Origin of the sequence: Roseiflexus castenholzii DSM 13941 (assembly GCF_000017805.1) — a bacterium.
Lineage (GTDB): Bacteria > Chloroflexota > Chloroflexia > Chloroflexales > Roseiflexaceae > Roseiflexus > Roseiflexus castenholzii.
The window spans coordinates 1,487,195-1,509,948 of record NC_009767.1 but is presented as its reverse complement, the minus strand read 5'-3'; the positions used below and the strand labels follow the sequence as shown (position 1 = coordinate 1,509,948).

The window sequence follows — 22,754 nt, the reverse complement described above, 5'->3', positions numbered from 1 at the left end:
TCATTGGCATGATTGGATAAACGAATACGACGCTGTACGCTGCCTCTGCGCTGTAGACAATGTCGCTCCCGGTGCGCGTTTGATGAAGTATAGCACTTCTCGAATGCCGCCAGAATGCAGGTATCGTGACGACTCTGATACAATAGAGACGACAAATGAGCATTGAGCGCAGGGAGAACCTTGTTATGCGCATGATTTTATTGGGCGTCGGAACGGCAGTGCCTGATGCCGACCGCGATTATACGCACATGGTATGGGAAGCGCCGGATGGTCTGGTGCTGATCGATGCTGGGGGCAGTACGTATCAGCGATTGTTGCGCGCCGGCGTGAATCCGCGCGATCTGCGGGCGATGATACTGACCCATTCTCACGCCGACCATCTGAACGGTTTGCCTGGATTACTCTTTTCGCTGAAACTTGCGGGGTATGATCGGCGTCTCCCGATCTACGGCAATGCGCCGACGCTTACAGCAGCACAGCGCATTCTCGAAGCGTTCAACCTTGAGACGTATCAGCCAGATATCGAGTGGATTCCGGTCGAGGCAGGTGATGAGATTACGCTCGATGGCGCACTGTATCACATTCATACGGCGCCGACCGTTCATTCGCGCCCATGCCTCGCGTTGCGCTTCGACAGCGACAATCGGCGCGCGCTGGTCTACTCCGCCGATACTGAGCCATGCGATGCAGTGCGCGACCTGGCGCGCGGCGCTGCCGTCTTGATCCACGAAGCGACGACGCCAGAACCGTTTCCAGGTCATACGTCGCCGTATCAGGCGGGTGAAGTTGCAGCCGCGGCCGGCGTTGCGCGCCTGGTCCTCGTCCATTACAGCCCGCGCTGGACAATGAGCGCCGACCGCGCCATTGCCGAAACGCGCGCAGCAGGGTTCACCGGCGAGGTTGACATTGGACGGGAGTTTGCGTCGTATTCGTTGCCGCCGGTTCAGAAGAAACTATAGATGACTAATACGAGGCTGAACTCGTTGGGGCAGGTCTAAGACCAATGACGATTGACGATGCCGCATGCTGGTCATTCCGAACCCTTCGCTTCGCTCAGGGTAAACGCAGCGCGGAATCTGCGCGGGTCGCGCACGACCCCTCGCGCTGCTCGGGGTGACCATGCCGGATGGTCACAGGTCATTGGTATAAGACCTCCCCTGACGGTCGTCAATCCTGCGTTCTATGACACCAATTGCTCGCTTCCCTTCGGATTCCCTTCCGCCTGCGGTCGCGGCAGTGGCAGAGCATCCACATCTCTACCAACAGACCGGGCGTGCGCTGGAGGCGCAAATGCAGCGTATCGCCGAGCGCTGCGCGTCGTTCATTCCGCGTCCATCGACGGTCACAGCGCTCGAACAGTCTGTGCGCGACTGTGGTGGAGGGGTCGTGGCGCTGGATTGTCACGATGGCAGCGGCGCAACGGCCCTGATCTGCTGGCTTGCCGCCACACGTCGTTGGGCATTCTGGCTGCCCGAAGATGATGCTGGCGGCGGTCTGGCGGCGCTCTGCGCCCAAATCCTGGCGCTCGCCGATCTGCCGATCCCGCTGGTTCCGCCTATCGCCTCACGCGACGCGCTGACCCTCGAACGTCTGCTGGCAGAGGCGGCAGAGAAGCGACCGACCGACGATCCGCTGGTCGTCGTCGTTGGGCGGATGCCGGGCGACGCCGACGTGCCAGTATCGCCTCCGCTGCCGGTCGATCTTCCTCCTGGCGTTGTGGTGGTGCTACCGGCAACACCGGACACGCAACAACCGGCGATTGGCGCCTATTTCGTTGATCGCGTGGCGCTGGAAGCGGATGAAGCGTGGCTGGCAGACGTTGCTTTCCACCTGAGTGGGAATCGTCGTCTGGCAACGCTCCTGGCGTCACGCAGCCAGGGATCGCCGCTCTACCTTCGGCTGGTTATCGGGTTGCTGGCAGGACGGACGCTCGATATGAAACGCCTTCCGCGCGGACTGAACGATCTGCACCAACGCTGGTGGGAAGGGTTGGATGGGCAGGGGCAGGCGCTGGCATGCGTCCTCACCGCTTCACGCGATCCGTTGCCGGTATCGTTGGCGGCAACACTGACCGGATGCGACGAAGGGACCATCCAACGGTTGGTGCGGCGTTGGGGGTCGCTCATTGAGCGTACCGATGCGGGCATTCGGCTCTATCACCGCGCAACACGCGCATTTATCACAGCGACGTCGGGTGACAGACTGGCATCTGCTCATGCGCGTTTTGTCGAACTGACTCTCACCCGGTCGAACGGCGCGCCAGAGCGTCCGGGCTGGCAGGACGAGGCGGCGTTGAGCCATGAATTTGCTCGCCATAGCGCGCTTGGCGGCGCCACAATGCAGGCGGCGATCAGTCGTGTTGTCCAGCGCGCCTGGGTGCGAGCGCAGGAGCGGCGCACCGGCACATTGAGCGATGCCGCCGTCGATGGATTGTGGGCGCTGCGCGCGGCAGTAGAGAACGACTCGGCGCTCCAGATGGTGCGAGCCGCTGCACTGACCGGCGGGCTGGCCTTTCTGGCGCGCAGCCTGCCGCCCCGCGCGCCGGCCGAAGTGTTCGCCGCTGCCGTTGATCACGGGCAACCGCGCGAAGCAACGATGAAGCGCATCCGGGCAATGATCGACCAGTTGCCGGATGGACGTGACAAAGCACTGGCATTACGCAACCTTGGCGAAGTATGTTATGCGCTGCGTATGCGCGCGCCGGCGATGCGGATGCTTTCGGAGGCGCTTGATCTCGAAGCGCCGGGTCCCACCCGCCAATGGCGCGATCTGCACGAAGAAACCCTCGTCGCGCTGGCGCGCGCGGCAATCGGCATCGATGCACCGGACACGGCATTGGGCATTACCACGCGCATCGTGCATGCCGAGCGGCGTGGCATGATCGAAACCGAAGTCGTGCGCTGGCTGATTGCGCATAGGCGGCTGAGTCGCGCCGAAGAGGTGGCGTATGCCATCGCGCATCCAGGAAATCACGATTGGGCAATGGCAGAAGTAGCGATAGCGCACGCACGCGCCGGTGATTACGAGCGCGCCAGTCTGGTGCTCGACACCCTGCGCACCGCCACAGCGGTGGCATGGGTCACTGCCGAATTGGCGTGCGACGCTGCACGGCGCGGCAACCCGCGCGCCGCGGATCGGGTGATGCTCCTGCCGAACCCGGCGTTGCGCGACCGCGCGCTGGCGCAGGTAGCGCGCGCTTTGATCGTTCAGGTGGCGCCGGAGACGGCACTCGAAGTTGCACGCCTGATCGATGACCACGAAACCCGCGCCCGTTGCCTGATCGACATGGCGCTCGCCCATCCGCCGGTGGCGGCGCAGGCGCTCGATGAAGCTGCCACCGCAGCAATCGCCGTCGAAGGGGAGGAACGAGCGTCGGTGATTGCGGCACTGGCGGCAGCCGAAGCCGCCAGCGGGCAGTTCGAGGTCGGCATGCGCATGGCGGCGCTGCTGCCCGAAGGCGAAGAGCGAGATCGCGCCCATTCGCGCACTGCCATCGCTCTGGCGCGTCGTGGCGACTATACAACGGCTGAGACCGTGGCGCTGACCATTGCAGATGAGGACGAACGCGGTTGGGCGCTCGACGAACTGGCGCGCATCCTGGCAGCGAACGGGCGCCACCGCGAGGCATTCGCGTTGGCGGCGCAAATGAGCGACGATGCAGCACGGGCGCGGCTCGAAGCCGATCTGGCGATCGCCTGGGCGCGATCCGGCGCCGCAGTGGCAGCTCATGCGCGCGCCGAGCAGATCGCTGTCCCCACTGAGCGCGCGCGCGCGCAGGCAGCGATTGCCCAACCGCTGGTCGAATCCGGCGCGCGCGCGCGCGCCTTCGTCAGTATCGCTGATGTGTTGCCTCCCGATGTGCGTAGTCGCTACCTGCTTGCTGCGGCGCAGGCGCTTGCCGCGCACGGATTGCCCGACGATGCCGAAGAAGTGGCGCGACTCATCCCGCGCCCGCTGGAGCGCGCGCGCGCGCTCGTCGCCACGGCGCACGCCATCATTAAACAGCAGGATGTCCAACGCGCGCATCGTCTCCTGGGTCAGGCATTTCTGACCGTCGCTCCGCTTGGGCGCACGGAAACCCTTCAGTGCATCGGATGGGCAGCCGATGCGCTGGCGCTGATCGGCGGCGCCGAACTGTTGCTGACTGTTGCCGCTGCCCTTGATGACATCGATTCCTGGCTCGTTGGGTAGAGAGAGGCGAGAGGGGAGAGGGGAGGGGCGAGAGGGGCCCGACCATGGCGTAGCGCGAGATTCATCTCGCATTGGTGGAGAGGCAAAAGGCGAGGGGCAAGAGGCGTGAGGCGCCCGACCATGGCGTAGCGCGAGATTCATCTCGCATTGGTGGAGAGGCAAAAGGCGTGAGGGGCCCGACCATGGCGTAGCGCGAGATTCATCTCGCATTGGTGGAGAGGCAAAAGGCGTGAGGCGAAGGGCGAGGGGCAAGAGGCGTGAGGCGCCCGACCATGGCGTAGCGCGAGATTCATCTCGCATTGGTGGAGAGGCAAAAGGCGTGAGGCGAAGGGCGAGGGGCAAAAGGCGTGAGGGGCCCGACCATGGCGTAGCGCGAGATTCATCTCGCATTGGTGGAGAGGCAAAAGGCGAGAGGCAAGAGGCGTGAGGCGCCCGACCATGGCGTAGCGCGAGATTTATCTCGCATGTGTGGAGAGACGCGGGGTGAGCGGCGAGCGGGACCCGGCAATGGCGTCGCGCGAGATTTATCTCGCATTGGTGGAGAGGCGAGAGAGGCGAGGGGCGAGGGGCGTGAGGCGAGCGGGTCCCGACCATGGCGTCGCGCGAGATTCATCTCGCATTGGTGGAGAGGCAAAAGGCGAGGGGCAAGAGGCGTGAGGCGCCCGACCATGGCGTAGCGCGAGATTCATCTCGCATTGGTGGAGAGGCGTGAGGTGAGAGGCGAGAGGTGAGAGGTGAGAGGCGAGAGGTGTGAGGCGAGGGGCGTGAGGAAGGTTGTGGTAAATGCTGCCCGTTGCACGTCGCCTGCGGGACGGTTGGTAGGAGCGCACTGCGGGTGCGCCACCCGGCGGCGTGCCGACCCCGACTGCGACCCGCACCTCCGAGGAGCGCCCGACCTGCGCGACTGCACCACCCAGCGACACCAGCGCACCTCATACTAACTTGCGGTCAGTCCGCCAAAATGTTCGCGCGCCCGGTTCTCACGGCGCAACGATCCACAATGCACACCGGCAGTCGTCGACGCATGACTGCGCGGGTCTTTCATGTCCTCAGCGAGGGCTTTAGCCCGCAGCGCCCCGGCAGTATTATACGAATGACCGCACATTAGTATTAGAACCCCGAACGAGACACTGGTCACGCACAGGGGTTGATAACCCCTGCCCCCTGCCAACCCCCGCGCCAACAGTGGTATCATGGCGCGTCTGACAAACTTACGGTCAATCCTTAAACCAATGGAAAGGCACTCATTCCATGTCGAAGAAAGTTCGTGTTGCAATCATCGGTGTCGGCAACTGCGCCTCGTCACTGGTGCAGGGAGTCGAGTACTATCGCAACGCCCGAACCGATGAGTTCGTTCCAGGTTTGATGCACGTCAACCTCGGCGGCTATCACATTGGCGATATCGAGTTTTCAGCAGCATTCGACATCGCCGATACGAAAGTCGGCAAAGACCTCTCGGAGGCAATCTTCGCGCCGCCGAACAATACATACCGCTTCGCGCATGTGCCACACCTCGGCGTGCCGGTACATCGCGGGATGACCCACGACGGTCTGGGAAAATTTCTGAGCCAGAAGGTGCATAAAGCGCCGGGGGCGACTGATGACATCGTCAATATTCTGCGCTCCACCCGCACCGATGTCGTCGTGTCGTATCTGCCGGTTGGCAGCGAAATGGCGACGAAGTGGTATGTCGAGCAGATCCTGGATGCCGGGTGCGGCTTCGTCAACTGTGTGCCGGTGTTCATCGCCAGCCAGGCGTACTGGCGCAAACGCTTCGAGGAGCGCGGATTGCCGATCATCGGTGATGACATTAAGAGCCAGGTTGGCGCCACCATCACGCATCGTGTGTTGACGGCGCTATTCCGCGATCGCGGCGTGCGCCTCGACCGCACCTACCAGTTGAACTTCGGCGGCAATACCGATTTTTACAACATGCTCGAACGGGAGCGCCTGGAGAGCAAGAAGATCAGCAAAACCAACGCCGTCACCAGCCAACTCGATTACGATTTGCCCGACGACGCGGTGCATGTTGGTCCGAGTGATTATGTGCCCTGGCTGGAAGATCGCAAATGGTGTTACATTCGCATGGAGGGCACCACGTTCGGGAATGTGCCGATCAATCTCGAATTGAAACTGGAAGTCTGGGATTCGCCCAATTCGGCTGGTGTTGTCATCGATGCCGTGCGCTGCGTCAAACTGGCGCTCGACCGCAACATTGCCGGCGCGCTGGTCGGACCGAGCGCCTATTTTATGAAGACGCCGCCGCAACAGATGACCGACAATGAGGCGCGTCGGTTGACGGAAGAGTTCATCGCCGGGTGAGGTGCAAATGTACGCTTGACAATCGTCATGCGAAAGCGTATGATAAGATCGCAGTAGAGCGCCAGATAGCGCACACGATCTGTCAACATACATGTCAGGTTGCGCAGGCGCGCTCAACCAACTGGCATGTTCCCGTGGCGCGACACGCCAGACGTTGCACGATAGTATCAAGCCACGCCGGGTAACAGGCGCGAATAGTCTTGCGAGCGACCCGAAGCGGTCTCTTCGCTCGGCGAGAGATTGTTGCGGTGTCGACGCGCTCCCCAATGACGACAGCACAGAGTAATGCGGAGAGGCACTGAAGGAGGCGTCGTGTTTGTGATGCTCAAGAAACGCCAGGCGTTCCGCCTTCTGGCAGCGCTCCTGATCATAGCGTCCCTGTGGATCGGCGCTCTGCCGCACCCTGCATCGGCGCAGGGTGATCTGCGCTATTTTGCGGAAACGGGGCATTTCTTGCGCGGCGCCTTTCGTGCGTACTGGGAGCGGAATGGTGGTGTGGCGATTTTCGGCTTCCCGATAACCGAGGAATATCGCCGATCCGATGGGCGGATCGTCCAATGGTTCCAGCGCGCCCGCTTCGAACTGGCACAAGCGAATCCGCCTGTGGTGCAACTCGGGCATCTCGGGCGTGAGTTCACCGGTGATCGCATCTTCCCACAGGCGCCGCCTCAACCAGGCGCCGCGCGCGTTCGCTACTTCTCCGAAACGAACCATACACTGCGCGGTCTGTTCAAAGAAACCTGGGAACGGCGCGGCGGTCTCGCCATTTTTGGCTACCCGATCAGCGAGGAGATCTACGAAAATATCAACGGTCAATGGACACTGGTGCAGTATTTCGAGCGGTATCGCTTTGAATTGCGCCTCTATCCAAGCCGCGTCGAGTTCGGTCTGCTCGGCGAGGCGCTCGCACCCGCCCAACTGCGCGCCCCCTGGCCCCCTAATATTGCGCCCGACCAACCATTGAACGAGGACGGCACGCCCCTTCCGCCCCCCTTCCGACCAGGTTTGTACGCTCAGGCGCGCGTGATTGCCGAGGCCGATCAGACTTTCCGCATCGAAGGGGAAGGATACCGTCCCGGCGAACGGGTGCGCTTCCTGCTCTCTTCGCCGGAGTGCGAGTGTCGTCCGATCACCCTCGACGCGCAACCGCTTGCCGATGTCAACGGTTCGATTTCCTATGCGCAGGTGCGCTTCAATGCGCGCGATTATGCGCGTGGACGCTGGTACCTGACGGCGCAGGGGCAAACGAGCAATCGCGCCGGTATTGCACAGTTCTTTGTCGGTGTGGCGCCACCGGTTGGGCAACCCGGCGGGGTCATCGTCGGCACAACCCCGCAGGCTGCGGCGTTTGGTCAGGCGGTGATCGTCCAGGGGAGCGGCTTCCAACCCAATGAACAGGTCAGCCTGTGGCTCACTGCCCCAGACCAGTCGGTGCGCGGCATCCCTGAGTCGCCGACTGCCGATGGCAGCGGGTCGATCAGCGGCGCAAACATCCGTATTACGATTGATAACACCTTCCGTGCCGGCACATGGTTCATTACGGCGCAGGGACGCAGCAGCGGGCGTCAGGCAATCGGGACGTTCCGCGTGGATGCCGGCGCCACTCCGCCGCCGTTGCAACCGCCTGGCGATCCGGCGCGTCTTGGCATTCTCATCCACAATGAACTGCGCGTCCGTGGCGCCGGTTCGATCACCCCGCTCGCCGCGCCGCCAGGATCGGGGTTCGTCTTCAATGCCAGCGGCTTCGATCCAAACGAGAAGGTCGGCGTCTGGTTGACGCGACCGGCAGGGGCTGGCGTCGAAGCAATCGACGAGCGCCTGGTACAGCGCGAAGGGGGAAACGTGCGGGTCGCCTTCCGGGTCGAACGCGATCAACAGGGAGTCTGGACGATCACAGCGCAGGGCGCCAGCACCGGACGCGCCGTAACGGCGCCGTTCAAACTAACGCGCGACTATGTGGCGCCGCTGGGAACACCACGCCCTGCCACCAGCCGCAACGCATTGGTCACGCCTGCCGAGGGTGGGCAGCGCACGACATTTCGCCTGACGGCGAGCGGCTTCCGCGCAAACGAACTGCTGGAGTTCTGGGTGACGTCGCCCGATGGACTGTACGTGCTCAATACGCCGGTTCAGGCGGACAATCGCGGGCGTATTGGCGTGTCGCCGGCACTTGGGGTGCAACTCGGCGCGCGCAACCCGACGGGGGTGTACGGGTATCACTATCGCGGCACGCTGAGCGGTGTGCGGGCTGATATCTACTTTACTTTCACCGGCGCGCCATAGGACTCAGCGTGGGAACATGCGCCCTTTCCACTCGACCCCTTTGCCGCTGCGGATCTGGAACAGCGCCTGCGCTGCCAGCGCAAAATAAACCGCCGTTCCCGGTCCGTAGAGAGTGCCCCAGAGCGGCGAGATGCGGAAGCGATAACGAACAACCGCTCCCCAGCAGAGGGCGCTGATAATCAGCAGCGCGGCGCCTGCCAGCATCAGCGCCTGCGCCAGCGCAGGATCACCGCCGATCAGCGGCAGCGCCTGCCCGGCGATCAGCATGTTCCATGGCATGATCGCCATCAACCCCAGGCGCATCCCCATCAACCCGGAACGAACGCCGCCGCTCCGATACCCGGCGACGGCATTTTTCTTCAAGCCTTCGGTGAGCGTTTCCCAGCCATTGTACATGCGCACATCGAGCAGGTCGGGCGCGATGGCGGCATCCAGTGCATAGCCCGACTGCTTTACCAGCCGCGCCAGGTCCATATCCTCCAGCACGCTCCCGCGCACCGCGCGATGCCCATCGACAGCAGCATAGACATCGCGCCGCACCATAATGCACTGACCAATGGCGAATGCCAGCGGCGACGATGGATCGTTCACCCGATCGAATGGATAGATCATGGATATCAACCCGATGAACGGCGGCAACACCAGACGTTCGGCGAAAGAGGTCAGGTGAATGAGCGGCACCAGCGTGATCATATCGCGTCCGGCGGTCGCGCGCTCGACGAGCGCTGCCAGCAATTCTGGTTGCGGCGCAACATCAGCATCGAGGAAGAGGAACCAGTCGCCGCGCGCCCGATTCGCCCCCTGCCAGCATGCCCAGCACTTGCCCGCCCAATGGTGCGGCAAACCTTTCGAGGAAAGGATCGTGAGCGCCGGAAGACGCGCCGCGAACCGGCGCACGACATCGGCGGTGCCATCGCTCGAATCGTCATCGACGACAATCACTTCAAAGGAGCGGTACGACTGCCGCGCCAGACCTTCAAGACAGGCGCCGATGCGCGCAGCCTCATTGCGCGCAGGAATGATAACCGTCACCAGGGGACCAGTGTCAGGGAGATCGGGATGCGGGTTGAGATGCGGCGCGCGAAGGGTGGCGATGACATCCTGGATGTACCAGAAAGCCAGTAATGCGCTGAACAGCGCCAGCGGCAACCAGGGCCAAACGTCGATCAGGCGAATATCGAACACCGGCGCCAACCCTTCCAGGTATGCCTGCAAGGAGCGACCAGACGCACCTCACCCTGGCATACGATTGATGCGCTTCGCGGTTCTGTCTGCATTATACTACCGAAGAGGACCGCAGGATGGATGGGAATGAGGGGTTAGGAGTTAATGCGAGATGAATCTCGCGCGACGCCATGGTCGGGACCCTCTCGCCGCTCTCGCCTCTCCATAAATGCGAGATACATCGCGCGCGACGCCATGGTCGGGACCCGCTCGCCGCTCGCCGCTCGCCGCTCCATAAATGCGAGATACATCGCGCGCGACGCCATGGTCGGGACCCGCTCGCCGCTCGCCGCTCGCCGCTCCATAAATGCGAGATACATCGCGCGCGACGCCATGGTCGGACCCCGCTCGCCGCTCGCCGCTCGCCTCTTGCCGCTCCATAAATGCGAGATACATCGCGCACGACGCCATGGTCGGGACCCGCTCGCCGCTCGCCGCTCCATAAATGCGAGATACATCGCGCGCGACGCCATGGTCGGACCCCGCTCGCCGCTCGCCGCTCCATAAATGCGAGATACATCGCGCGCGACGCCATGGTCGGGACCTTCTCGCCGCTTGCCGCTTGCCGCTCGCCTCTCCATAAATGCGAGATACATCGCGCGCGACGCCATGGTCGGGACCTTCTCGCTGCTTGCCTCTTGCCTCTCGCCTCTTGCCTCTCGCCTCTCTCGCCGCTCTCGCCGCTCGCCTCTCTCGCCGCTCCACCAATGCGAGATAAATCTCGCGCTACGCCATTGCCGGGTCCTGCTCGCCGCTCACCCCTCGCCGCTCACCTCTCGCCTCTTGCCTCACGCCTCTCCCCTCTCCCCTCTCGCCCCTCGCCCCTCACCTCTCCCCTCTCGCCCCTCGCCGCTCACCTCTCCACAAATGCGAGATAAATCTCGCGCTACGCCATGGTCGGGTCCCGCTCGCCGCTCGCCTCACGCCGCTCACCTCACGCCCCTCGCCTCTCGCCTCTCTCGCCGCTCCATAAATGCGAGATAAATCTCGCGCGACGCCATGGTCGGGTCCCGCTCGCCGCTCGCCGCTCCATAAATGCGAGATAAATCTCGCGCGACGCCATGGTCGGGTCCCTCACGCCTCACGCCTCTCTACCAATGCGAGATGAATCTCGCGCTACGCCATGGTCGGGTCCCTCACGCCTCTTGCCCCTCGCCTTTTGCCTCTCCACCAATGCGAGATAAATCTCGCGCTACGCCATTGCCGGGTCCTGCTCGCCGCTCACCCCTCGCCGCTCACCTCTCGCCTCTTGCCTCACGCCTCTCCCCTCTCCCCTCTCGCCCCTCGCCCCTCACCTCTCGCCCCTCGCCTCGCGCCCCTCGCCTCGCGCCTCTCGCTTCTCGCCTCGCGCCCCTCGCCGCTCACCTCTCCACCAATGCGAGATACATCTCGCGCTACGCCATGGTCGGGTGCCTCACGCCCCTCACCTCACGCCCCTCGCCTCACGCCGCTCACCTCACGCCCCTCGCCTCTCGCCTCTCTCGCCTCTCCACCAATGCGAGATAAATCTCGCGCTACGCCATTGCCGGGTCCTGCTCGCCGCTCACCCCTCGCCGCTCACCTCTCGCCTCTTGCCTCACGCCTCTCCCCTCTCCCCTCTCGCCCCTCGCCCCTCACCTCTCCCCTCTCGCCCCTCGCCCCTCACCTCTCCACAAATGCGAGATAAATCTCGCGCGACGCCATGGTCGGGACCCTCTCCCCTCTCGCCTCTCCACCAATGCGAGATAAATCTCGCGCGACGCCATGGTCGGGACCCTCTCCCCTCTCGCCTCTCCACCAATGCGAGATAAATCTCGCGCGACGCCATGGTCGGGACCCGCTCGCCGCTCGCCGCTCCATAAATGCGAGATACATCGCGCGCGACGCCATGGTCGGGACCTGCTCGCTGCTTGCCTCTTGCCTCTCGCCTCTTGCCTCTCGCCTCTCGCCTCTCGCTTCTCGCATCGCGCCTCTCACCTCTTGCCTCTCGCCTCTTGCCTTTTACCTCACACCTAAAACACAAACAGCGGCCATACACCGGACGACTGGCGTATGACCGCTGTTGGGTGGCGTCAGAGACTAGACGGCGAGACGCACGGCAACTTCAGCAAGGCGTGTTGCATACCCCATCTCATTGTCGTACCACGCAGCGACCGACAGGAAGGTATCGCCCATCACCTGGGTCAGCGGCAGATCGACAATCGACGAATGCGGATCGCCGACAATGCGAGATGATGCCCACTCATCTTCGAGCACCCCCATAATACCCTTGAGCGGCGGTTCAGCAGCGGCTTTGCGGAAGGCATCATTGACCTCTTGAACAGTGACCGGCTTCTCAGTCACCAGGTTCAGTTCGGCAATGCTGCCGGTGCGCACCGGAACCCGATACGCCTTGCCGGTAATCTTCAAATCCTTCCAGATGAACTGAAGCGCGCGCGCCGCACCCGACGACGAAGGAATAAGGTTTTCTGCCGCAGCCCACGAATCGCGGCGATCTTTCATCGGCTGATCGGTGAGCGATTGGGTGTTGGTATACGCATGAACGGTCGAGAATAGACCATGGCGGATGCCAAAGTTTTCCAAAACAACTTTGACGACCGGCGCCAGCGCATTGGTGGTGCAACTCGCCATGCTGACGATCTTGTGCTTCTCAGGATCGAAGGTATCGAGGTTGATGCCTGCCAGCAACACGGCATCACAGTCCTGGAGCGATTTGCTTGGCGCGCTGATGAGCACGCGCTTCGCGCCACGATCCAGGTGCTGCTGCGCGACATTTCGCACCGTTGCGCGACCGGTGCAGTCAATGACGAGATCGACCCCTAGCGCTCCCCAATCGGGCAATGCGTTCAGCGAATTGAAGTATGGAATCTCGCGCCCGCCAATAATGAACTTGTTGTCGCCTGCAACAACGTCTTCATGCCAGCGACCGTAGTTTGTGTCTACTTCAAACAGGGCAGCGAACGTTGGAACATCGCGGATGTCGGAGATCGAGACGGGGGTCCAGAGATTGTCCTTCAGAGCGACTCTGAGCAGTGAGCGACCGATACGACCGAATCCATGAATTGCGATTCGAGCCATACTATTCCCCTTTCTATCTCTCGTTCGTGGGTGCGCAAACGTGTCAGGCGCACATCCAACCGTTAGTATACATCATGTTCACGCCTGCCCTGGTTATGACCTCACGCCGTGGAGATCGTATTCGTTAACGGAACGTTGAGATAGCCGCTGCCTGCACCGGTTGGCACAGCGCCGGGTACTGCCGGCCAGCATGCGTCATGGTCGTCGGTCATGGCGAGCACCGGTCAGGATCGTCAGGTATTGAACCAGACCCGGAGCGATGGCATAGGCAGCGTAGAGCAGGCGCAGCATGCCCGGCAGCACGATCTCACGCCTGCCGTGTTCAATCCCACGCACAATGGCTGCCGCCGCCTGATCAGCCGTCAGAACCGGCAACAGGCGGCGCGCCAACCCTGGCACACGCTCCAGGACACCAGGGTTATGCTCAAAATACGTCGTTGCAACCAGCCCCGGAATAATCGTCGTGACCCGCAGGCGCGTACCGTGCAATTCGGCGCGCAGCGCTTCAACAAAGCCACGCAGCGCCCAGCGCGCGGCGGTGTACGCAGCCGCGCCGGGCCACGCCACCAGCGACGCCGGTGAGTTGACATACGCGAGATGGCCCCTCCCGCGCGCGCGCATCGAAGGCAAAAATGCGCGGGTAATGGAGAAAGCGGCAAAGTACGGCATCGCCATCATTGCAACGGCTTCATCCGGCGTCGTCTCGTCGATGAACAGCCAGCGCCCCGCGCCGGCGTTGCTCAGGAGAATATCGGGCGGACCAAACGCAGCGAGCACCTGCTGCGCCACCTCCTCTACCGCGCGCGCGTCGGTCAGATCGACCGGATAGACCGATGCTGCGCCTCCTGATGCGCGAATATCGCGCGCCACGTCTTCCAGCGCCGACTGTGTGCGCGCCAGCAGGAGCACATGCGCCCCCCGACGACCGAATGCCCGCGCCGTCGCAGCGCCAATGCCGTATGAAGCGCCGGTGATGAGCACTATCGTTTTCTGAATGTTGCGCATTGCTTTTCTTTCATCATCACGCTGCTGCCAATACAGTATAATGTGAAAGTTATCGCCTGTCCGATGTATCGGAAAACGTCGTTTATCAACCACTGTGGCATATATCTTTCGACAGCCTCAGAGGACATTCCTGCGGTATGCCTGAAGAACACACCTGGAAGGAGACCCATCTATGTCTATGCTTCAGACCCTCTGGCGCAGTGATCCTGCCGTTGCGCGCATTATCGATGGCGAGATGCGCCGTCAGCGCGACGGATTGGAACTGATTGCCAGCGAAAACTATGCCAGTCGCGCCGTGATGGAAGCACAGGGTTCAGCGCTCACGAACAAATATGCCGAAGGATATCCGGGCGCACGCTACTACGGCGGCTGCGAATGGGTCGATCAGGTGGAAGACCTGGCGCGCGCGCGGGTCAAAGAGTTGTTCGGCGCAGAATATGCAAATGTGCAGCCGCACTCCGGGTCACAGGCGAACATGGCCGTCTACTTCACTTTTCTGCGACCCGGTGATAAGGTGCTCGGCATGAATCTGGCGCACGGCGGGCACCTGACTCATGGCTCCCCGGTTAACTTTTCGGGTCAGTTGTACACCTTCGTGGCGTATGGCATCGATCCCAAGACCGAACGGATCGATTACGATCAGGTGGCAGAGATTGCGCGCCGCGAGCGCCCCAAAATGATCACGGTCGGCGCCAGCGCCTATTCGCGTGCCATCGATTTTGCCATCTTCCGTCAGATCGCCGATGAAGTCGGCGCGTTTCTCTTCGCCGATATTGCGCACCCTGCCGGGTTGATCGCCAAAGGGTTGCTGCCTAGCCCCATCCCCTACGCTCACGTCGTTACCTCGACCACCCACAAGACGCTGCGCGGGCCACGCGGCGGCATCATCATGATGGGGAAGGACTTTGAGAACCCATTCGGGTTGAAGGCAGCGAAGAGCGGTCGCACCCTGATGATGTCGGAACTGCTCGACAAAATGGTCATCCCCGGTGTGCAGGGCGGTCCCTTGATGCACGTCATCGCTGCCAAAGCGGTCGGATTCGGCGAAAACCTGCAACCGGAGTTCGAGACGTATGCCCGTCAGATTATCCGCAATGCGCAGACACTGGCAGGCGCCCTGATGGCGCGTGGATACCACATCCTCTCCGGCGGCACCGACAACCACCTGATGCTTATCGACCTGCGCAACAAGGGAGTGAGCGGCAAGGCGGCGCAGGAGGCGCTCGACCGCGCCGCCATCACGACCAATAAGAATGCCGTCCCCAACGACGACAAATCGCCATTGATCACCAGTGGCATTCGGCTGGGAACCCCTGCACTGACCACCCGCGGCATGAAGGAACCGGAGATGGAACAGATTGCGGCACTGATCGACGATGTCATCACGCATATCAATGACGATCATACCATCAATCGGGTGCGCGAAGAGGTGTTCGCGCTCTGCGCGCGCTTCCCGGTGCCGGGGCTGGAACCATCCGCCTGAAGCCCCAAGGGGCATACGCACTCAGATGAACAGGAGCGTCTATGCTGCGAGATATACGGATTGCGATCATCGGCGCCGGGATTATGGGCGAGGCGATGATCAGCGGCTTGCTCAAACAAAACCTGATCCCCGCCGATCAGATTGTCGCCACCGAGCCACGCGCCGAACGGCGTGAAGCGATCGAACAACGCTATGGCGTGCGCGTCACCGACGATAACGTCGAAGCCGCTCACTGGGCGCAGGTGACGATCTTTGCTGTCAAGCCGCAAACTGTGCCCAGACTTTTGCCCGAACTGCGCGGTGCGCTGCGCGATGGGGAACTGGTCATCTCCATTGCTGCCGGCGTCCCGATCCGCACCTACGTCCAGGGACTGGCGCACAGCGCCGTGGTGCGCGCGATGCCGAACACCCCGGCGCAGATCGGCGAAGGCATGACCGTCTGGACCGCATCGCCGGATGTGAACGAGCAGCAACGCGGCTGGGCGCGCGCCATTCTCGGCTCTTTTGGGCGTCAGATGTTTGTTGATGATGAAACCTATCTCGATATGGCGACCGCGATCAACGGCACCGGTCCCGCCTATATCTTTATGGTGCTGGAAGCCATGATCGATGCGGGGGTCCACCTGGGATTGCCGCGCTACATGGCGGAAGAACTGGTGCTGCAAACCATGCTCGGCTCGGTGCATTATGCCATGCAGAGCCGCAGGCATCCTGCGGAACTACGCAACGGGGTGACGTCGCCTGGCGGTACGACGGCCGCCGCGCTCTACGAACTCGAGCGCGGCGGGTTGCGCACTGTTCTCTCCGATGCGATCTGGGCGGCATATCGGCGTTCGGCGGAACTCGGCAAAACCATGTAATACCAATTACGATTGAAGATGCCGCATTCTTGTCATTCCGAGCGCAGCGAGGAATCCGAGCGGGTTCGCGCAAGACCCCTCGCGCTGCTCGGGGTGACCATGCCGGATGGTCACAGGTCATTGGTATAACGCCGGGATCACTGCCCCACCGGCACACGGCGCGCCACATCGGGGTCGACGGTCAGGAGCGTGCGATTGACCCAACCGGTCACGCCGCGAATATTGGTGATCCGGTACCAGTTGCCGTCGGGCGTCTTGGAGAGCAGTTGCACGGTTTCACGGGCATTGACCTGATCGAGCACCTGCGCCTGAAGGTTGGGCGCTGCGCGCACATTCCCGCCATTGAACACAATGGCAGTCAGCCCGGTCATCGGCGGCACGGTCGCATTCGGGGTCGGCGGCGGCGGCAGCGCCGCCGCCGTCGCGGGCAGTGGCGTTGGCACAGTTTCGTTCGAGACCGGCAGACTGCGCAAGTCGTTGGGCGTGATGGTCAGCAGGGTGCGGCTCACCCATCCTGTAATCTGGCGCTCATTGATAATCTTGACCCATGTGCTGTCGGTGTTGCGCGCCAGCAGAGTCACGCTTTCACCCGCATTGACCTGATCGATGACCAGACCGCGCAGGTTTGGACTGGTGCGCACATTCCCGCCATTGAACACGGCGGCTGTTGGCAGATTGTCAGGCGTGGCGACCGGCAGTTGTGCCGCCAGGTCCTGATCGACGATCAGCAGCGTGCGACTGACCCATCCACTGAGACCAGCCGACGTAGAGATGCGATACCATTCGCCATCGATACTGCGTTCGGAGAGAGTAACAACCTCACCGAGCGACAATCGCCCTACCACGTCCGCTTCACGATTGGGTGCGCGCCGGATGTTGCCGGCAATCGTCGCTGTGCCGGTCAACTCCTGGGTTGCAACAACTGTTGGCGCCGATTCCGGCGTTACGGGCGAAAGCGTCGCGGTGGGCGTTGCTGCTGGCGCCGGCGTCGGTTCGACAGCCAGAACATAAAAATCGTTGAAGAACGGCTGCAAGACATCGAGCGGCGCGGGATCGGATCGCGCGATTTCGCCGTTGGCCCCGCGCGCAATGGCAATCACCGTGTACGTCTCACCCTGACGTGGCGTTGGCGCATCGGAGCGACGGTCGAGCACCACCTGCGCCTCACCGCTGAGCGGATCGGGCTGCGCCAGCGCCGTTTCGGGGTTGAACCACGAGAACTCCTGATCGCCCTCGCGCAGGATCGCCGTCACCGTTGCGCCGGACGGCAGATTTTCCGTTTTGACGACCACAACGATTTTGCCCCTGCCGACGACCTCAGCGCGTTCGATGGCAAGGCGCGGCGGCGGGGGCGGAGGAGTCGATGGCGTGCCAGAGTCCACCGGGGTGAACGTCAACGCCAGAACGACGATCACCCCAATGAGGACAACCGGTGCAAGGATGATCAGCGCCTTGACCGCCGGCGGCGCTGCGCGGAAGCGCTCTCCCAGGGTGCGCGGCTCCTCTTCGGGAAGCGATGTGTAATCGATCGTCCCACCGATCCCGCCAATATCAGGCAGCGGCAACTCATCCTGCCGGGCAGCGCGTCGCCGCCGCGCCAGAATCAGTGCAATGGCGACAATCAAGATGGCACCGACCAGCAAAGCAATGACGATCTCTTGCGACATTGAGTATCCCGGTCCTTTCGGTCAACGCCAGTGGATGGCAGGAACGAAAAGGCATAGTGTATCCTGCGGCTATCATATGACAATCCTGCACAAGATGCAAGCGATGCACGCGATGTCGATCTTGAGAAACCCGCATATCGTCCTTGCAGAGTGTAAAATGTAGCATCTATGCTATAATCGCGTAACGATGGTCACACTGAATCCAGGGGGCGCAGTATGAAAGACTTGTTTCGGCGCGCGCCGAAGCGTTTCACGGCAGCGCGCATCGAGAATCAGGCGATCCCCGATAACATGTGGGTCAAGTGCCCTTCGTGCGGCGATCTGATCTACACCAGACAGTTCAGCGACAATCTGAAGGTCTGTAAGTGCGGCTATCACATGCGGCTGGCAGCGCGTGAATGGTTGGGGCTGCTCGACGATGGTTCGTTTGTCGAGTTCGACGCCGCGCTGGCGCCGGTGGATGCGCTGGAGTTCATATCGCCGCGTCACGTCTACGCGCACAAGTTGAGCGAAAGCCAGGAGCAGACCGGGCTGAATGATGCGCTTATCACCGGCAGCGGCGCGATTGAGGGCATGCCATTATGCGTGGCAGTCACCGAATTCGAGTTCATTGGCGGTTCGATGGGCGGTGCATTTGGCGAGCGCCTGGCGCGTATCATCGAGCAGGCTGCCGACGCACGCGTTCCGCTGTTGACGATCAACGCCAGCGGCGGTGCGCGCCAGGAAGAAGGAACCCTGGCGCTGCTCCAGATGGCGAAAGTCAATATGGCGCTGACCCGCCTTGCAGCGGTCGGTCAACCACACATTGCCGTGCTGGTCGATCCGTGCTACGGCGGTGTGCTGGCGTCGTACACATCTGTGGCAGACATTATCATCGCTGAACCCGGCGCGCGGATCGGGTTCGCCGGGCGTCGGGTCATTGAACAAACCATTCGGCAGAAACTGCCCGCCCATTTTCAGACCGCCGAATTTCTGTTGAGTCACGGTATGATCGATATGGTGACGCCGCGCGGCGAACTGCGGAGCGTCCTGGCAACGTTGCTCCGCTTGTTCCACAACGCGCCCGAACGCGCCGCAGACGTTCAGAATGCCCCGGCGCTGGCGCGCGCCTGAAGGTGTTGTTCCAATGACCACGCCAACTCTCTCTCCATGGGATAAAGTGCAACTGGCGCGGCATCCACGCCGTCCGCACACGCTCGATTATGTGCGTGCATTGTGCGAAGATTTCGTCGAATTGCACGGCGACCGGCGCTACGGCGACGATGAGGCGATTGTCGGCGGTCTGGCGCGCTTTGCCAACCGCACCGTCGTGATCGTCGGGCATCAGAAAGGAAGTGATGCGCGGGAGAATGTGCGCCGCAATTTTGGTATGGCGCACCCGGAGGGATACCGCAAGGCGCTGCGTCTCTTTCGCCTCGCCGAAAAATTCGGCTTTCCCCTGATCTGTTTCATCGACACGCCCGGCGCCGATCCAAGCATGGAATCAGAAGAGCGTGGGCAGGGCAATGCGATTGCGGAAAATATTCTGGCGCTCGCCGGGTTGCGGGTCCCGATTGTGGCATGTATCATTGGCGAAGGTGGCAGCGGCGGCGCCCTGGCGCTCGGCGTCGCCGACCGGCTGCTCATGCTCGAACACGCTATCTATTCCGTTGCGGCGCCCGAGGCAGCTGCCTCGATCCTGTGGCGCGACGCGAGCAAAGCGCCCGAAGCGGCGAGCGCGATGAAAATCACTGCGCAGGATCAGTACAACCTCGGAATTGTTGATGAGATCGTTCCCGAGCCGGACGGCGGGGCGCATACCGATGCCGCAACAACAGCAGCGGCGGCAGGAAAAGCGTTGCGCGCCGCACTCGACGAGTTGACCGCGCTGCCAATCGACGAACTGCTCCGGCGCCGCTACACCCGCTATCGCGCCATCGGGCGATTCCAGGAACATCAACCACGTCTGCTCGACCTGCGTTCCCCGCCGTTGCCGTTCAAGGGATCGTGATGCGCGTCAAGAGCAGCGCGTGTTCGCCGGCATCCGTAGCGCGTTCCCCGTCCGTGCGCAGCGACAATCTGGCAAAGGTGTGCGGGTCGTACACACCCATCGCCAGGCGATACGTCCCGGCCGGCAGATCGAACGGAAGCGGAACACGATACAGGGTTGAAAAGCATCGTCCCGCTCGCCATGTCCGCGAGGTCCAGTGATCCGTTCCGAGCGGCACGTCGATCTGTGCTACCCTCTCAGCACGATCATTCAACACGTGAATAAAGAGAACATAGTCATTGTCCACCGGCGCGCGCGCCTGCCACTCCAGAGTAATGGTCAGCGCGCCGCCGGATCGGATCGCCGAAGCATCCAGATCGTAGCCGCGCAGATGAATGGCTTCGCCGAAATCGGCCTTGAGTGGCTGCGCGACCGGCGGCGGAACCTGGTAGACGTAGGCGTAGTTGATACCATGGATGCGCACGGTGTACAACGGTTGCAGACGGCGAAATGGTTGGTGAAGTTCGGGTTGGGTGTTGCGTTGCAACTGATCGATGTACGCAATCGCATAATCGACCCGACGCGGGTCCTGGATCGCCTGGAGCGGTGCGACACCCGCCGGCGCAAATGGGCGTAGCACCGGTTGATAGAACACGGCAATCGGACGATCCTTGCCGTCGGGTTGTGCGGCGATAAATGCCGCAGCCAGTTCAAGCCCTTCCCCCCAACCAACGGGCAGAATCTGCTCTGCCGCCGCTCCTCCTCCCAGCAGCGGGCTGTAATATGCCAGATAGTACGGGAAATAGGCGTACAGGTTAATCGCCAGCGTGATGATGGCACACGCATACCCCGCAACGATGAACCGCTGCGGCGGAACGACGACAAACCTTGTGATACCGCGCCACAAGAAACCGGCGCTGCGGCAGATCCCGGCTGCCGCCAGGATTGTCAGCGCAGGAAAGACCGGTAGCGCATAGCGGTCGAATTTTTTTGCCATCACCGAGATCGCCGCAACAAAAAGGACAACGAAGAGCGCCAGCAGTAGCAACCAGCGGTTCGATCCACTCCATGCGCGCCTGCCATCCGTCACGGTGAATCCGACCCACAACAGAACGCCGATCAACGTCCAGGGCGCCAGTCGGAAAGGGATCGCCACAAGATAGAAGAGCGGTCCTGGATCGTCAACAGCGCGTCCCATAAAGAAATTGCCCCAGGGGTGCGGCGCGCCGCCATCGAAGAGGATCTCCGACACCACACCCCACGTTGTAGCCAGCGGTTTGACCCACATCGCGGGCCAGAGCACCGTCCAGACAATTGCCGCAATCCCGCCCCACACGCACAGCGGCGCAACGCAACCGATGAGCGCTTTCACAAATGAGCGAATATCGCGGATGGCGTCCCACTGCCGAAACAGTGCAATCAGCCCCGCCATCGGTATGAGCAAGAGCGCAGGCGACTTTGTGAGCAGCCCCAGACCGAACGCCACACCGCTGCCGATCCACCAGGGCGAACCGAGCAGACTGCCCTCGCGATGCTGGAGAGCAATCAACAGTAAAAGCAGACTCAGCGTCATCAACGAGGTGAGCGTGGCGTCCATGTGAAACAACTGCGAGTGAGCGACCAGAAACGGCTCACCCACCCAGAGAAGCGCCGCAAGGAGCGCAACATGGAAGCCAAATAAGCGTTTGAGCAGCGGATACGAAAGTGCAAGCGCAAGCGCCGTGACCAACGCTGCCGGCAGGCGCACCAGGGGATAGAAGGTATCCTTGCCCTCACCAATGATTTCGGGCACAGTCAGGGTATCGTAGAGCCAATGGCCCGCCACGCCAAGCCAGAGAGTCGTAACAGCCGGATGCCCGAAGTAGAAGGTATCGGCAAAATTGCCGGTAGAGAGCGTGGTGGCGAAACGTTTCGAGAGCGCGATCCAGTGGTAGGCTTCATCGACCGTGAGAAAGATGCCGTTGGGTAAGCGCACAATAATTGCCAGAAGAAAGAGGATGACCGGAACTGCTGACACTGTACGACGGCTCAGAACGCGCGTGAAAGCAGCCATAGAACTCCTTTTCCGAGAAGAAGTGTATGCCTCGCCTCAAATAGACACAGACCGGCAACCTATGGTGCGCATGAATGACATTGCGCACGAAGCGCGACCGAAGCCATCTCCAACCGGGGATGGCGCGATGGAGCATGACCTTGAATGCGCACACAACATTATCGCGTGCTTTGGAATGCGATCCAGGCGCCTGACCTCTTCAGGCGCCTCACCAACCGCGTCGGTGTCAACCGGTGTGGCAACAACTATCGACGCGTTGCAACCGACGCAGGAGCCTTCGACGACTCGGCTTCTTCGGCGTCCTGCGTATCGCCGGGCGATTTCGGTTTCGCGCGCAAACCAAGGATGAGCGTGCCAAAGAGGAGCACACCCATGCACGCAAACACGGCAATTGTGAGAAGGGACTCGCTTTTCGCAAGTTCGTACCCGAGCGCAGCAAACGGCAGGATCATCAGCGCAATGGCAAGCGCAGTCCAGATGCGATCAAAGGTCTTCATCGGCGATGCCTCAGGCTCTTCCAGAATGCTTCCGAGGCATATGGTACCATACTTTTGAGAGAGTGAGCAGCGCCGCGTTATACCAATGACCTGTGACCATCCGGCATGGTCACCCCGAGCAGCGCGAGGGGTCGTGCGCAACA

Annotated in this window: 14 protein-coding genes; 8 read left to right on the top strand and 6 right to left on the bottom strand. The window is 61.9% G+C overall.

The genetic code is table 11. The annotated features are described in order from the left end of the window. Positions 1–185 precede the first annotated feature (185 nt). The 4 genes from RCAS_RS05940 (at position 186) to RCAS_RS05925 (ending at position 8,796) form a co-directional block, all read left to right on the top strand. Positions 186–959, top strand: coding sequence for an MBL fold metallo-hydrolase (locus tag RCAS_RS05940; RefSeq protein WP_012119689.1), 774 nt, complete (start codon positions 186–188; stop codon positions 957–959). Between the two features lie 223 nt (positions 960–1,182). After that, the gene (locus RCAS_RS05935; protein WP_041330288.1) at positions 1,183–4,191 is read left to right on the top strand and encodes a hypothetical protein; all 3,009 of its coding nucleotides are present in this window, start codon (positions 1,183–1,185) and stop codon (positions 4,189–4,191) included. Positions 4,192–5,442: 1,251 nt separating this feature from the next. Continuing rightward, complete coding sequence (locus RCAS_RS05930) at positions 5,443–6,513, top strand: inositol-3-phosphate synthase (protein ID WP_012119687.1); 1,071 nt, start codon at positions 5,443–5,445, stop codon at positions 6,511–6,513. A gap of 321 nt (positions 6,514–6,834) precedes the next feature. After that, positions 6,835–8,796 (top strand): LGFP repeat-containing protein, encoded by a 1,962-nt coding sequence (locus RCAS_RS05925; RefSeq protein ID WP_232280234.1) that lies wholly within the window; start codon positions 6,835–6,837, stop codon positions 8,794–8,796. 3 nt (positions 8,797–8,799) lie between these two features. Here the strand turns inward: RCAS_RS05925 and RCAS_RS05920 are convergent, their stop codons facing one another. From RCAS_RS05920 to RCAS_RS05900, 3 genes are all read right to left on the bottom strand, one after another. After that, the gene (locus RCAS_RS05920) at positions 8,800–10,011 is read right to left on the bottom strand and encodes a glycosyltransferase family 2 protein (protein ID WP_012119685.1); all 1,212 of its coding nucleotides are present in this window, start codon (positions 10,009–10,011) and stop codon (positions 8,800–8,802) included. Between the two features lie 2,067 nt (positions 10,012–12,078). After that, positions 12,079–13,077, bottom strand: coding sequence for a type I glyceraldehyde-3-phosphate dehydrogenase (locus RCAS_RS05905; protein ID WP_012119684.1), 999 nt, complete (start codon positions 13,075–13,077; stop codon positions 12,079–12,081). 195 nt (positions 13,078–13,272) lie between these two features. Further along, entirely contained in the window at positions 13,273–14,082 is an 810-nt protein-coding gene (locus tag RCAS_RS05900) for an SDR family NAD(P)-dependent oxidoreductase (RefSeq protein ID WP_012119683.1), read from the bottom strand. Positions 14,083–14,260: 178 nt separating this feature from the next. Between RCAS_RS05900 and RCAS_RS05895 the strand changes: the two genes are divergently transcribed. Next, positions 14,261–15,565: a serine hydroxymethyltransferase gene (locus RCAS_RS05895; RefSeq protein ID WP_198136041.1), complete on the top strand. Its 1,305-nt coding sequence runs from the start codon at positions 14,261–14,263 to the stop codon at positions 15,563–15,565. Between the two features lie 41 nt (positions 15,566–15,606). After that, positions 15,607–16,425, top strand: a complete 819-nt coding sequence (gene proC / locus RCAS_RS05890; RefSeq protein WP_012119681.1) for a pyrroline-5-carboxylate reductase — start codon at positions 15,607–15,609, stop codon at positions 16,423–16,425. Positions 16,426–16,562: 137 nt separating this feature from the next. Here the strand turns inward: proC and RCAS_RS05885 are convergent, their stop codons facing one another. Then, entirely contained in the window at positions 16,563–18,092 is a 1,530-nt protein-coding gene (locus RCAS_RS05885; protein ID WP_012119680.1) for an SH3 domain-containing protein, read from the bottom strand. A 216-nt stretch (positions 18,093–18,308) separates the two neighbouring features. Between RCAS_RS05885 and accD the strand changes: the two genes are divergently transcribed. Further along, positions 18,309–19,205, top strand: a complete 897-nt coding sequence (accD, locus tag RCAS_RS05880) for an acetyl-CoA carboxylase, carboxyltransferase subunit beta (protein WP_012119679.1) — start codon at positions 18,309–18,311, stop codon at positions 19,203–19,205. A 13-nt stretch (positions 19,206–19,218) separates the two neighbouring features. Further along, positions 19,219–20,082, top strand: a complete 864-nt coding sequence (locus RCAS_RS05875; RefSeq protein WP_012119678.1) for an acetyl-CoA carboxylase carboxyltransferase subunit alpha — start codon at positions 19,219–19,221, stop codon at positions 20,080–20,082. On the opposite strand, the gene RCAS_RS05870 is transcribed toward RCAS_RS05875, so the two are convergent. After that, the gene (locus RCAS_RS05870) at positions 20,069–22,114 is read right to left on the bottom strand and encodes a glycosyltransferase family 39 protein (RefSeq protein ID WP_012119677.1); all 2,046 of its coding nucleotides are present in this window, start codon (positions 22,112–22,114) and stop codon (positions 20,069–20,071) included. The genes RCAS_RS05875 and RCAS_RS05870 overlap by 14 nt on opposite strands. Before the next feature lie 245 nt (positions 22,115–22,359). After that, positions 22,360–22,611 carry a hypothetical protein gene (locus RCAS_RS05865; protein ID WP_012119676.1) on the bottom strand — a complete coding sequence of 84 codons (252 nt, stop codon included), beginning with the start codon at positions 22,609–22,611 and terminating at the stop codon, positions 22,360–22,362. Positions 22,612–22,754: the final 143 nt, after the last annotated feature.